This is a genomic window from Nocardioides yefusunii (assembly GCF_004014875.1).
GTDB lineage: Bacteria > Actinomycetota > Actinomycetes > Propionibacteriales > Nocardioidaceae > Nocardioides > Nocardioides yefusunii.
Window position 1 is genome coordinate 1 of the sequence record NZ_CP034929.1, and the last position, 13,378, is coordinate 13,378.

Here is a 13,378-nt window from a genome sequence, read left to right on the forward strand (position 1 = left end):
GGGGAAGAAGTGGAGAACCAGCCGGTGGATCTGAACACCGTGTGGCGCGACGTCGTCGAGGAGCTGCAGCCCAACCAACGGGCGTGGCTGCGCGCCAGCGAGCCCGTCACCCTGCACGAGAACACCGCGATCATCGCGGTGCCCAACGACTTCACCCGCGGTCAGCTCGAGGGACGCCTGCGTGCGCACCTGGAGGACCGCCTCAGCGACCGCTTCGGTCGCGAGATCCGGATGGCCGTCACGGTCAACCCCGGACTCGAGGACGAAGCGGCACCCCTGCCGACGATCGACGAGGCTCCGGCCCGTCAGTCCGGCAACAACTCCGACTGGGACGCCGACGTCGTCGACCTCCCCGGTCACGGCACTGGTCACGGCGCCGGCCGTGTCCTCGACCACGGCGAGCCCGAGTCCTCGCGCCCCAGCGGCATCGGTCACCAGCTGGGACACCAGCTCGGCCAGGGCGGCCACTCCGGCTTCGACCCCGGCTACACCCCGGAGCGCCCCACTCCCCCGCCCACCGCGCTGGAGACCCGACTGAACCCGAAGTACACCTTCGAGACGTTCGTCATCGGATCCTCCAACCGCTTCCCGCACGCAGCCGCCGTCGCGGTGGCCGAGGCGCCGGGCAAGGCGTACAACCCGCTGCTCGTCTACGGCGAGTCCGGTCTGGGCAAGACGCACCTGCTGCACGCGATCGGCCACTACGTCCGTTCGCTCTACTCCGGCGCGAAGGTTCGTTACGTGAGCTCGGAGGAGTTCACGAACGAGTTCATCAACGCGATCCGCGACGACCGCCAGGACCGCTTCAAGCGTCGGTACCGCGACGTCGACGTCCTGCTCATCGACGACATCCAGTTCCTCGAGGGCAAGACGCAGACGCAGGAGGAGTTCTTCCACACCTTCAACACGCTGCACAACGCCAACAAGCAGATCGTGCTGACCTCCGACCGTCCCCCGAAGCTGCTCGAGGCACTCGAGGACCGTCTGCGCAACCGTTTCGAGTGGGGCCTCATCACCGACGTCCAGGCTCCCGACCTCGAGACCCGCATCGCGATCCTGCGCAAGAAGGCCGCGATGGACCGACTGACGGCTCCGCCGGACGTGCTGGAGTTCATCGCCTCGAAGATCCAGACCAACATCCGTGAGCTCGAGGGTGCGCTGATCCGGGTCACGGCGTTCGCCAACCTGAACCGTCAGGAAGTCGACATGTCGTTGGCGGAGATCGTCCTCAAGGACCTGATCCCCGAGGGCGGCGAGCCCGAGATCACCTCGCAGCTGATCATCGCCCAGACCGCGGCCTACTTCGGTGTCTCGATCGACGACCTCTGCGGCCCGAGCCGCGGACGCCACCTGGTGATGGCGCGTCAGATCGCGATGTACCTCTGCCGCGAGCTCACCTCCATGTCCCTGCCGCAGATCGGCAAGGAGTTCGGCCGCGACCACACGACGGTCATGTACGCCGACCGCAAGATCAACCAGTTGCTGGCGGAGCGTCGCGCCGTCTTCAACCAGGTCTCCGAACTCACCAACCGGATCAAGATGCAGGCACGCCAGGGCTGAACCCAGATCCGTCGAGCCGACGGAACCCACCGGAACCCCTTTGTCGGAACCCCACAAAGGGGTTTCAGTGCTACCCGAATGGCAGGTTCCTGCCACCCCCGTGGAGGTCCCCCAGGCCTGTGGATAAAGAAATGAGCGAAGGGCCGGTTTTGTCCACAGCCCTGTGGATGAAGAGCGGGGGTCGCGTGAACAACCCGGCGGAGTGCACACCCTGCCTGAGTCATCCCATTTTTTGTGCACAGGTCATGCACGGGGGCAAAGTGGCCGTGACCTGCCGTTTCGGAGGTTTTCCACAGTTTCCCCAGTCCCTATGACAACAACTTACCTACACATGGGGCTCACTCAGTTGAAACTCACTTTGCGCACTTCCTGGGGAGAACTCCTCCCTCCGTCTTTTTTCGGACAGGGTGTCCGGACTTCCTTGCGTCAGTCCTCCTCGGGTGCGAGCGACGTCGTGAAGTGGTCCAGAAGGGCTCCTCGGAGTCGTCGCCGACGTTCCTGTCGAGACGACAGGTGTCGACGCGGCATGGCAGGATTCACGGACCACGCGAATCACGAACCCGGAGGACCTAAGTGAAGTTCCGCGTCGAACGCGACGTCTTCGCAGACGCTGTGGCCTGGGCGGCCCGCAGCCTTCCCGTCCGCCCGAGCGCTCCGGTGCTCGCCGGACTGCTGATCGAAGCCGGCGACGAAGGACTCGTCCTCTCCTCCTTCGACTACGAGACCTCTGCGCGCGCGGAGCTGTCCGCCGACCTCGAGGTCAGTGGCAAGGTGCTCGTCAGCGGGCGTCTGCTCGCCGACATCTGCCGCTCGCTGCCCCACAAGCCGATCGACTTCGACCTCAACGGCGCGAAGCTCGAGCTCAAGTGTGGTTCGGGTCGGTTCTCCCTGCAGACGATGCCGGTCGAGGACTACCCCTCCCTGCCCACCGTCCCGCCGGCCTCCGGCGTCGTGAACGGCGAGGAGTTCGCCTCCGCGGTCTCCCAGGCCGTCACTGCGGCGGGTCGCGACGACATGCTTCCGGTCCTCACCGGCGTGCGGATCGAGATCGAGGGCGACCGCATGTCGCTGCTCGCCACCGACCGCTTCCGTCTCTCGCACCGCGAGCTGACCTGGACGCCGAACGACACCACCGCCTCGCTCGCTGCGCTGGTCCCGGCCAAGGTCCTCTCCGACACTGCCAAGACCCTCTCGGGCGACGTCACGATCTCGATCTCGTCCGCCGGCGGCGAAGGCATCATCGGTTTCGAGGGCCGCAGCGGCGACGGTCTGCGTCGCACCACCACGCGTCTTCTCGACGGCGAGTTCCCCAAGGTCCGCAGCCTCTTCCCGGCCGAGCACCTCACCGTCGCCACGATCTCCAAGCAGGAGCTCATCGACACCGTCAAGCGCGTCGCGCTGGTCGCGGAGCGCAACACCGCCGTCCAGCTGCGTTTCGTCGGCGACGAGGTCATCCTCGACTCCCAGTCCGGCGACGAGGCGCAGGCGACCGAAGCGGTCAGCGCCGACGTCACCGGCGACGACCTGGTGACCGGCTTCAACCCCGAGTACCTGCTGCAGGGACTGTCCGCGATGGCCGGCGACAAGGTCGACCTCTCGTTCACCCAGCCGACCAAGCCCGTCGTCATCCAGGCCACCGGAGCCAGCGAGAACAATCTGTTCCGTTATCTCCTGATGCCGCGCCGTCTGCTTTCCTGACTTCGTCGACCGGACACTGTCCGGTCGCCCCCACGTACGCAGCACTGTCTCGGAGGACACATGGAAATCGGACTCGTCGGACTGGGCAAGATGGGCGGCAACATGCGCGAGCGCATGCGCCGTGCAGGCCTCACCGTCGTCGGCTACGACCGGGACGCGTCGCTCAGCGACGTCGGCTCGCTCGCTGAGCTCGTCGCCGCACTGGGCACCGACGGCGGCCCCAAGGTCGTCTGGGTGATGGTTCCCCACGGCGAGCCGACCCGCGCGACCGTCACCGAGCTCGGTGAGCTCCTGGGCGAGGGCGACGTCGTCGTCGACGGCGGAAACTCCCGCTGGACCGACGACGAGATCCACGCAGCACTGCTCGCGGAGAAGGGCATCGGCTACGTCGACTGCGGCGTCTCCGGCGGTGTGTGGGGCCTCGAGAACGGCTACGCGCTCATGTACGGCGGTTCCGCCGAGGACGTCGCCAAGGTGCAGTTCGCCTTCGACGCCCTGCGTCCCGAGGGTGAGTTCGGCGCCGTCCACGCTGGTCGCGTGGGTGCCGGTCACTTCTCCAAGATGGTCCACAACGGCATCGAGTACGCCGTCATGCAGTCCTACGCCGAGGGCTGGGAGCTGCTGGAGAAGGCCGACCTGGTCGACAACGTCACCGAGGTCTTCCGCTCCTGGCGCGAGGGCACGGTCATCCGTTCCTGGCTGCTCGACCTCATGGTCAACGCACTCGACGCCGACCCGGGCCTGGCCTCGATCAAGGGCTACGCCTCCGACTCCGGCGAGGGTCGCTGGACCGTCGAGGCCGCGATCGACAACGCCGTCCCCGTGCCGGCCATCACCGCTGCGCTCTTCGCCCGTTTCGTCTCGCGCCAGGACGACTCCCCGGCGATGAAGGCGATCGCAGCCATGCGCAACCAGTTCGGTGGCCACGCAGTCCAGATCGAGCCGCCCGCCGGCGGCGACGCGAACCCCGACGCCTGATTCCTCCGTGCACGTCCAGCACCTGCTGCTCCACGACTTCCGTTCCTACGGGGACGTCGACGTCAAGCTCGAACCGGGCGTGACGGCGTTCGTGGGGCGCAACGGACAGGGAAAGACCAACCTCGTCGAGGCGGTCGACTACCTGTCCCGGCTGGCGTCGCACCGAGTGGCCAGTGACGCACCACTGATCCGGGCCGGCGCCCCCCAGGCGCTGGTCCGGGCAGTGGTGGTCAAGGACGGTCGTGCCGCGACACTGGAGGTCGAGCTCAACCCGGGCAAGGCCAACCGGGCCCGGATCAACCGGTCTCCGTTGCAGCGCCCGCGCGAGATCCTCGGGCTGGTGCGCACGGTCGTCTTCTCCCCCGAGGACCTGACGCTCGTCAAGGGTGATCCCAGCGACCGTCGCAAGTTCCTCGACGACCTGCTCGTCCTGCGTTCCCCGCGGATGGCGGCGGTCCGTTCGGACTACGAGCGGGTGCTCAAGCAGCGCAACAGCCTGCTCAAGACCGCGCGCGGACGCGGCGCGGGCGGTGAGAACCTGCTCTCCACCCTCGAGGTGTGGAACACCCACCTGGTGCAGTTCGGCGCCGAGATCCTGCACCAGCGCCTCGACCTCGTCGCGTCGTTGCAGCCCTACGTCGGGACCGCGTACGCAGCGGTGGCTCGCGGGGCCTCGCGCGACGACGCCCACATCGCCTACAAGCCGTCGTTCGAGCTGCCCCGCGGCGACGGCGGCGCCGACGGCACGGTGCCCAGCATCGCGTCCCTGGCCGAGGTGCTGAACCTCGAACTCGAGTCGCGACGCCGTGACGAGCTCGACCGTGGCGTGACCCTGGTCGGTCCGCACCGCGACGACCTCACCCTGACCCTGGGCAACGGCGATCTCGAGCTGCCCGTCAAGGGCTATGCCTCGCACGGGGAGTCGTGGTCGTTCGCGCTGGCGCTCAAGCTGGCCTCCTACGAGCTGCTCCGCAGCGAGGGCGACGACCCGATCCTGATCCTCGACGACGTCTTCGCCGAGCTCGACGCGGGCCGTCGTGAGCAGCTGGCCGAGATGGTGGCCGGTGCCGAGCAGGTGCTGATCACCGCCGCGGTGGCCGAGGACGTCCCGCCCGCTCTGAGCGGTGCCCGGTTCCGGGTGCAGGAGGGCACGGTGACGCGTGTCGACTGACGTCCCCGAGGACGACGACGTCCTGACCGGCACCACCCCGACGGTCGACCTGCCCGAGTCCGGCGACATCCCGCCCGCCGACGGTCTGGACCTGGCCCGTTCGTTCGCCCGTGCGCAGTCCAAGGCGCCTGCGCCCGTGCGTCGGGCGTCGAAGGGCGGCGGCAAGGAACGTCCTCAGCGTCGTCGGGGGAAGTCGGCCTGGTCCGGCGCCCACCCTGACGACCGCGACCCGCAGGCGTTGGGCAACGCTCTGGAACGCCTGGTCGGCAATCGCGGCTGGGAGACCGACCTCAAGGCCCAGGGCGTCTTCGCCCAGTGGCCGCAGCTGGTCGGTGAGGCGATCGCGGAGCACTGCACCCCGGAGGCGCTGGTCGACGGCAAGCTGACCGTGCGTACCGACTCCACCGCGTGGGCGACCCAGTTGCGCCTGCTCGCACCTCGGCTGGTGAAGCGTCTCAACGCCGACCTGGGGCACGGCACGGTCGTCGTGATCGACGTCCTGGGGCCGCACGTCCCGACGTGGAAGAAGGGCCTGCGCAGCTCCGGCGGTCGAGGCGTTCGCGACACCTACGGCTGAGTTCCGCACGACGACGACGTCGGGGAGGCCGGAATCGGCCTGTGCCGATCTGCGGGCCTGCGAGACGTACCGGGACATACCTCGACCCCTCTGGGGGTGCCAGAGAGGCCTTCTAGGGGCCCCTGTGGGCACTTCTGGACCAACTCGTGCCCACCGGCTGGGCGCGGGAGGCTGAATCTGTTCGGTCGAGCGGGTAAACTGAACAGTGGTCGCGTACTCCGTCAGTCGCGGCCGTCGTTCGTCGTGCCCCACGACGTACCGCACGAACTGGAAGTAGGTCTGCGTGAGCGCTGAGAACCCGACCGAAGAGGTCATGACCGAGGTCCCCGGGGAGGTGCAGCAGTCCAGCGTCGACACCACTGTGTCCGCTGAGTACGACGCCTCCGCGATCCAGGTCCTCGAGGGTCTCGAGGCTGTCCGCAAGCGGCCCGGCATGTACATCGGCTCGACCGGCGTGCGTGGTCTGCACCACCTGATCTGGGAAATTGTCGACAACTCAGTCGACGAGGCCCTGGCCGGTCACTGCGACGAGATCATCGTGACCCTCAAGGACGACGGCTCGGTCCGCGTCGAGGACAACGGTCGAGGCATCCCCACCGGCACTGCGCCCGGCCAGGAGCTTCCCGCCGTCACGCTCGCCCTCACCGTGCTGCACGCCGGTGGAAAGTTCGGCGGCGGCGGCTACAAGGTCTCCGGTGGCCTGCACGGCGTCGGCGTCTCGGTCGTGAACGCGCTGTCCGAGCACCTCGTCGTCGAGGTCAAGAACCGCGGCCACCTGTGGCGCCAGAGCTTCACCCACGGTGTCCCCGACGCCGACCTCGAGCAGGTCCGCCCGCTCGCCGACGACGAGCACACCGGCACCGCGGTGACCTGGTGGGCCTCGCCGGAGACGTTCGAGACCCTCGAGTACGACATCGACACCATCACCAAGCGCATCCGCGAGATGACGTTCCTCAACCGTGGGTTGAAGATCGTCGTGCGCGACCAGCGTCCCCAGGCGGTCGAGGGCGTGGACGCCGAGACCAACCTAGACGCCGACCTCGACGCCGTCCCCGGTGAGTCCGCCCAGGGCGTCGTCGGAGAGAACGGCGTCGAGCACGTCTTCCTCTACGAGCGCGGACTGGTCGACTTCGTCGAGCACCTCAACCGTCGCAAGGAGAAGGCCAACCCGTCGGTCATCTCCTTCGAGGCCGTCTCCAGCGACTACGCCAAGGACGCCGGCGGCGCTCACATGAGCCTCGAGGTCGCGATGCAGTGGAACACCTCCTACTCGGAGTCGGTCCACACCTTCGCGAACACGATCAACACCCACGAGGGCGGTACCCACGAAGAGGGCTTCCGCGCCGCACTCACCTCGCTGGTCAACAGCTGGGGCGAGGAGTGGGGCCTGGTCAAGAAGAAGGAGGACCGGGTCTCCGGAGACGACATCCGTGAGGGCCTGACCGCCATCATCTCGATCAAGCTCGGCGAGCCGCAGTTCGAGGGCCAGACCAAGACCAAGCTCGGCAACACCGAGGCCAAGGGCTTCACCCAGCGCGTCGTCAACGACCAGCTCGGTGCCTGGCTGGAGCAGAACCCGAACGAGGGCAAGGAGATCATCCGCAAGGCGCAGGCTGCTGCGTCCGCGCGGATGGCGGCCCGCAAGGCCCGCGACCTGGCCCGCAACCGCAAGGGTCTGCTCGGCGGCGGTGGCCTGCCCGGCAAGCTCGCCGACTGCCAGTCGACGAACGCGGCCGAGTGCGAGGTCTTCATCGTCGAGGGTGACTCCGCAGGTGGTTCGGCCAAGTCCGGACGCGACCCGCGCATCCAGGCGATCCTCCCGATCCGCGGAAAGATCCTCAACGTCGAGAAGGCGCGCATCGACAAGGTCCTGGGCAACCAGGAGGTCCAGGCGATCATCTCCGCGCTCGGCACGGGCATCCACGAGGAGTTCGACGCCGAGAAGCTGCGCTACCACAAGGTCGTGCTGATGGCTGACGCCGACGTCGACGGCCACCACATCAACACCCTGCTGCTGACGCTGCTGTTCCGCTTCATGAAGCCGCTCATCGAGCACGGCTACGTCTACATGGCGATGCCGCCGCTCTACCGCCTGCGCTGGAACAAGCCGGCCGCGCACGAGTTCGTCTACTCCGACGACGAGCGCGACGCGATGATGAAGGAAGGCCTGGCGGCGGGCAAGAAGCTGCCCAAGGACAACCCGGTCCAGCGCTACAAGGGTCTCGGTGAGATGAACGCCGACGAGTTGTGGGAGACCACGATGAACCCCGACGAGCGCCTCCTGCAAAAGGTGACGCTGGACGACGCAGCGCGTGCCGACGAGATCTTCTCGATCCTCATGGGCGAGGACGTCGAGCAGCGTCGCGCGTTCATCCAGCGCAACGCCAAGGACGTCCGATTCCTCGACATCTGAGTTTCTCCACCAGAACTTAGACATCGATAGACCAGTTCAGAAAGAGCAATCGTGACTGACACCCCGACCGGTGACAACACTCCCGAAGAGAACGCTCCCGGCGTGACCAGCAGCCTCACCGCTGCCGGCCTGACGACCGACCGCATCATGGAGGTCGACCTCCGTGAGTCGATGAAGGCCTCCTACATCGACTACGCGATGGCCGTCATCGTGGGCCGCGCACTCCCCGACGTCCGTGACGGCCTCAAGCCGGTGCACCGTCGCGTCCTGTACGCCATGTACGACGGTGGCTACCGTCCCGACCGCGGTTTCTCGAAGTGTTCGCGCGTCGTCGGTGACGTCATGGGTCAGTACCACCCGCACGGCGACACCGCCATCTACGACACCCTCGTGCGCCTCGCGCAGCCGTGGGTGATGCGCAACCCGCTGATCCACGGCCAGGGAAACTTCGGTTCGCCCGGTAACGACCCGGCCGCTGCGATGCGTTACACCGAGTCGCGGATGGCCCCGCTCGCGCTCGAGATGGTGCGCGACATCGACAAGGACACCGTCGACTTCCAGCCGAACTACGACGGTCGTTCGTCGGAGCCGACGATCCTCCCGGCGCGTTTCCCGAATCTGCTGGTCAACGGTTCCTCCGGCATCGCGGTCGGCATGGCCACCTCGATCCCGCCGCACAACCTGCGTGAGGTCGCCGACGGCGCCGTCTGGGCGCTCGAGCACCCCGAGGCCACCCGCGAGGAGCTGCAGGAAGCCCTGATCGAGCGGATCAAGGGACCTGACTTCCCCAACGCCGCGCTGATCGTGGGCCGTCAGGGCATCGAGCAGGCCTACCGCACCGGTCGCGGCTCGATCCAGCAGCGCGCCGTCGTCACCATCGACGAGGACGCCAAGGGTCGTACCTGCCTGGTCATCACCGAGCTGCCCTACATGGTCAACCCGGACAACCTGGCGCTCAAGATCGCCGAGCTCGTCGACTCGGGTCGCGTCCAGGGCATCTCCGACGTCCGCGACGACACCTCCTCGCGCACCGGCCAGCGCCTCGTCATCGTGCTCAAGCGCGACGCCGTGGCCCGCGTCGTGCTGAACAACCTGTTCAAGCACACCGAACTGCAGACCAACTTCAGCGCCAACATGCTGGCGCTCGTCGACGGTGTGCCGCGCACCCTGAGCATCGACCAGTTCATCTCGAACTGGGTCACCCACCAGATCGAGGTCATCGTCCGCCGGACGAAGTTCCTCCTGGCCGACGCCGAGCGCCGCGCGCACATCTACCGCGGTCTCGTGAAGGCGCTCGACGCTCTCGACGAGGTCATCGCCCTCATCCGCCGCTCCCCCGAGGTCGACGACGCCCGGCAGGGCCTGATCGAGCTCCTGGAGATCGACGAGATCCAGGCCAACGCGATCCTCGACATGCAGCTGCGTCGTCTGGCCGCCCTCGAGCGCCAGAAAATCATGGACGAGCTCGCCAAGATCGAGATCGAGATCGCCGACCTGCTCGACATCCTCGGCGACGAGGTCCGTCAGCGCGCGATCGTGATCGAGGAGCTCGGTGAGATCGTCGACAAGTTCGGCGAGGACCGTCGCACCCAGATCATCGCGGCCGACGGCGACCTCTCGATGGAGGACCTGATCCCGGACGAGGAGCTGGTCGTCTCCATCACCCGTGGTGGCTACGCCAAGCGCACCCGCGCCGACCAGTACCGCACCCAGAAGCGCGGCGGCAAGGGCGTCCGTGGCGCCTCGCTGCGCGGTGACGACGTCGTGGAGCACTTCATCTCCACCACCAACCACCACTGGCTGCTGTTCTTCACCTCGGCCGGTCGCGTGTACCGCACCAAGGCGTACAACCTGCCCGAGGCGGGTCGTGACGCGAAGGGCGGCCACGTCGCAGGTCTGCTGTCGTTCCTGCCGGACGAGAAGATCGCGCAGGTCCTCGCGATCCGCGACTACGAGCAGGCGCCCTACCTGGTGCTGGCCACGAAGTCGGGTCTGGTCAAGAAGACGCGTCTGGGCGACTACAACTCCCCGCGTCAGGCCGGCGTCATCGCGATCAACTTCCGCAACGACGACGACGAGCTGATCGGCGCCGACCTGGTCGCGCCCGAGGACCACATCCTGCTGGTCTCCCGCAAGGGCCAGTCGGTGCGCTTCGAGGCCTCCGACGACCAGCTCCGCCCGATGGGTCGCGCCACCGGTGGTGTGACGGGCATGAAGTTCCGTGACGGCGACTCACTGCTGTCGATGTCGGTCATCCGCGCCGCGCACGTGGCTGCGGAGATCGGCGAGGGCGGCGAGGTCGTCCCGGGCGAGGTCGTGACCACCGAGGCCGACGGCACCGAGGTCGTCGAGACCCCGGAGGCCCTGGCCAAGCAGTTCGTCTTCACCATCACCGACGGCGGCTTCGCGAAGCGTTCCCCGATCGAGGAGTACCGCGTCCAGTCGCGTGGCGGCATCGGCATCAAGGCGATGAAGCTGGCCGACGAGGCTCGCGGCACGCTCGTGGGCGCCTTCATCGTGGAGGACGGCGACGAGGTCCTCTCGATCACTGAGGCGGGCCAGGTCGTCCGCTCCCCCATCGACGAGAACTTCCGCCCGACCGGACGTTCCACCATGGGCGTCAAGTTCGTGACCCCGAAGAAGGGCGACTCGGTGGCAGTGGTTGCCCGCTCGACGGAGTCGCGTGATGATTCTCCCGAGGACGAGACGAACACCGAGGAAGGTCCTGTCGGCGAGACCGTTGACCCGACCGGCGCCGAGACCGTGACCGCGGACAGCGCCACCGACGAGAGCACCGAGGACTGATCTGATGAGTGAACGCTTCGACAAGGACGGGAAGCCGGTCGCCAACGGTCAGGGACCGAAGGCGGCACGCCCGGCAGGCCCTTCTGCTCAGTTGCCGTCCTCGTCGAAGCGTCCGAGTCAGTACTCGGCAGCACGACCGACGCCGGGAGCGAAGCAGCCGCCCCAGGCTGCTTCGCGCCCGGGACAGAGCCAGCAGCGTCCCGCGCCGGCGGAACGGCCCACGCGGCCCGTTTCGTCGGCTGCGGCCGCAGCCCCCAAGGCCCAGGCCCCGACCGTGAAGAAGGCGGCAGCACCCGTCACGGAGAACGCCTCTGACGAGAAGCCGGGCAAGAAGGCCGGAGCTGGTCTGGGCGCCGTCCTGCGTGGCGGCGCCGACAAGGTCGGCGCCGTGGCCTCCTCGGCCCGTGAGCAGGTCTCCTCGGCCCAGCAGGGCGACCCGGTGACCAGCAAGGCCAGCCTCGGCGGACGTGGTCCGCGTCGGGCTCGCCTGCGTCTGAGCCGGATCGACCCCTGGTCGGTCGCCAAGGTCGCGTTCCTGCTGTCGGTGGCGCTCGGCGTCGTCGCCTTCGTCGCGGTCCTCATCACCTGGTCGGTGATGGGTGCTGCCGGCGTCTGGGACGCGATCAACTCGATCGCCGCCAGCGTCGCCTCCAACAGCGACGGGACGTCGTCGTTCGACATCCAGGACTACGTCGGCACCGGTCGCGTGCTCGGCCTGACGCTGGTCGTCTCGGTGGTGAACGTGTTCCTGCTGACCGCGATGGCCACCCTGGGTGCGTTCCTCTACAACATGGCGGCAGCGCTGCTCGGAGGCGTCGAGGTGACGCTCTCCGAAGACGCCGACTGACGTCCTCTCGCGTGGGGTGGACCCCGTTTTGTCCTGTTCTCAGGGCATCAGGTAGTGTTTCACCTCGTTGGGCCGCAAAGCCCACACTCGCTCGGTTCGCCGAGGGAGGGCCTATAGCTCAGACGGTTAGAGCGCTTCCCTGATAAGGAAGAGGTCACAGGTTCAAGTCCTGTTAGGCCCACAGTTCCGCCATCACGTCCAAGACGGAGGAAGTCGATGAAGAAGATCCTTCTCATCGCCCTCGCGGTCGTCGCCGCAGTGATCGGCAAGAAGAAGTTTGACCAGAGCCGGTCCGAAAAGGCCGTCTGGCACAGCGTCACGGACTCCGTGGCGTAAGGTAAGACCCGCTGGTTCACGCCAGCATGGGGCCTTGGCGCAATTGGTAGCGCACCTGCTTTGCAAGCAGGGGGTTGGGGGTTCGAGTCCCCCAGGCTCCACTGAAAGACCTGGAGGCTCCACTCCGGGTTTTTCTTCATTTCAGGGGTCTTGCGTCCGACGCGGCCCGCGCGTGACGGCCTCTCGCTTGCGCCCGTCCTCAGGGGCCACCACGGAGCGTGACCGGCGATACGTCGTCCTCTTTTTCTCACACAGCGGCTTTTCTGCCGATAGTGGATTCGGGAACTCTTGTGGCACCGCCAGGCCCAGGTCCCTCGCCGCACTGCCGCCAGCGCTGTTCCACGGTGGTGAGCGGTCGCCATTGTTCATCTCTCGGAAGTCCCCCCATGTCGAAGCACGCGTCCATGCAGGTCGAGGCCCCCGCTGAGTCCACCGTCGAGCCCGTCCCGCCGGCCCAGCGGGCAGCCCCGCAGAGCGAAGTCCCGCAGAACGCAGCGGAGGCATACGCGGCCGCGAAGCGTCGCGAGGCGAGCAAACTGCTCGTCGGACTGACCGACGGCGACCACAAGTGGGCCCGCGCCGTCGCGGTCCGCCTGCGTGCCGCAGGTGTCTCCGACGCCGACATCGACGCGGTCCTGGTCGAGGCCGTCGACATGTTCACGCGCCGCGGTCGTCACGCCGACGACGTCCACGGCTCCCCCCGCGTCTTCGTGCGCCGGGTCCTCGAACGCGTCAGCTCCGCCGGAACCGTGCGTCACCGTGGAGCTGCACTGCGACTCTCCGCCGCACTCCCGCTGCTGGGGGGAGCGATCGCGATGGCCGTCCTGACCCTGTTCGGTGCCCCGCTGGCACTCCTCGCCGTCGCCGTCGTCGCCCTGGGCATCGCCGTCGCCGTCGCGGTCAAGGCAGCCCGGCTCGACGCGACGCTGCCGCCCACGATCGTGCGCTCCAGCGAGATCCGTCGAGCACCGGTCTCTCCGCTCGGCTGGTGAC

Annotated in this window: 10 protein-coding genes and 2 tRNA genes; all 12 read left to right on the forward strand. The window is 67.6% G+C overall.

The annotated features are described in order from the left end of the window. Window positions 1-24: 24 nt before the first annotated feature. The 12 genes from dnaA to EOV43_RS00055 all read left to right on the forward strand — a co-directional run bounded on the left by dnaA (window position 25) and on the right by EOV43_RS00055 (window position 13,377). Entirely contained in the window at window positions 25-1,560 is a 1,536-nt protein-coding gene (gene dnaA / locus EOV43_RS00005) for a chromosomal replication initiator protein DnaA (protein WP_239022152.1), read from the forward strand. Between the two features lie 573 nt (window positions 1,561-2,133). After that, a complete protein-coding gene (dnaN, locus tag EOV43_RS00010) occupies window positions 2,134-3,258 on the forward strand; it encodes a DNA polymerase III subunit beta (protein WP_128219115.1) in 1,125 nt (374 codons plus the stop codon). 60 nt (window positions 3,259-3,318) lie between these two features. Then, window positions 3,319-4,236, forward strand: coding sequence for a phosphogluconate dehydrogenase (NAD(+)-dependent, decarboxylating) (gnd, locus tag EOV43_RS00015; protein ID WP_128219116.1), 918 nt, complete (start codon window positions 3,319-3,321; stop codon window positions 4,234-4,236). 7 nt (window positions 4,237-4,243) lie between these two features. Beyond that, on the forward strand, window positions 4,244-5,407 hold the full coding sequence (gene recF, locus EOV43_RS00020) for a DNA replication/repair protein RecF (RefSeq protein ID WP_128219117.1): 1,164 nt from the start codon (window positions 4,244-4,246) through the stop codon (window positions 5,405-5,407). After that, entirely contained in the window at window positions 5,397-5,984 is a 588-nt protein-coding gene (locus EOV43_RS00025) for a DciA family protein (protein ID WP_239022153.1), read from the forward strand. The genes recF and EOV43_RS00025 overlap by 11 nt, the downstream gene beginning before the upstream one ends. A gap of 313 nt (window positions 5,985-6,297) precedes the next feature. After that, window positions 6,298-8,397, forward strand: a complete 2,100-nt coding sequence (gene gyrB, locus EOV43_RS00030) for a DNA topoisomerase (ATP-hydrolyzing) subunit B (RefSeq protein WP_128222049.1) — start codon at window positions 6,298-6,300, stop codon at window positions 8,395-8,397. A gap of 51 nt (window positions 8,398-8,448) precedes the next feature. Then, complete coding sequence (gene gyrA / locus EOV43_RS00035; RefSeq protein ID WP_378529075.1) at window positions 8,449-11,202, forward strand: DNA gyrase subunit A; 2,754 nt, start codon at window positions 8,449-8,451, stop codon at window positions 11,200-11,202. 4 nt (window positions 11,203-11,206) lie between these two features. After that, entirely contained in the window at window positions 11,207-12,049 is an 843-nt protein-coding gene (locus tag EOV43_RS00040) for a DUF3566 domain-containing protein (RefSeq protein WP_128219118.1), read from the forward strand. Between the two features lie 107 nt (window positions 12,050-12,156). Next, window positions 12,157-12,230, forward strand: a tRNA-Ile gene (locus tag EOV43_RS00045). Between the two features lie 35 nt (window positions 12,231-12,265). Beyond that, the gene (locus tag EOV43_RS15610) at window positions 12,266-12,385 is read left to right on the forward strand and encodes a DLW-39 family protein (protein WP_239022154.1); all 120 of its coding nucleotides are present in this window, start codon (window positions 12,266-12,268) and stop codon (window positions 12,383-12,385) included. A gap of 28 nt (window positions 12,386-12,413) precedes the next feature. Further along, window positions 12,414-12,486, forward strand: a tRNA-Ala gene (locus EOV43_RS00050). A 285-nt stretch (window positions 12,487-12,771) separates the two neighbouring features. Next, window positions 12,772-13,377 carry a hypothetical protein gene (locus tag EOV43_RS00055; protein ID WP_128219119.1) on the forward strand — a complete coding sequence of 202 codons (606 nt, stop codon included), beginning with the start codon at window positions 12,772-12,774 and terminating at the stop codon, window positions 13,375-13,377. Window position 13,378 lies beyond the last annotated feature (1 nt).

Coding starts and splice junctions, on each gene's coding strand:
- gnd (WP_128219116.1), top strand. CDS start 3,319: ATGGAAATCGGACTCGTCGGACTGGGCAAGATGGGCGGCAACATGCGC.
- gyrB (WP_128222049.1), top strand. CDS start 6,298: ATGACCGAGGTCCCCGGGGAGGTGCAGCAGTCCAGCGTCGACACCACT.
- EOV43_RS00040 (WP_128219118.1), top strand. CDS start 11,207: ATGAGTGAACGCTTCGACAAGGACGGGAAGCCGGTCGCCAACGGTCAG.
- EOV43_RS15610 (WP_239022154.1), top strand. CDS start 12,266: ATGAAGAAGATCCTTCTCATCGCCCTCGCGGTCGTCGCCGCAGTGATC.
- EOV43_RS00055 (WP_128219119.1), top strand. CDS start 12,772: ATGTCGAAGCACGCGTCCATGCAGGTCGAGGCCCCCGCTGAGTCCACC.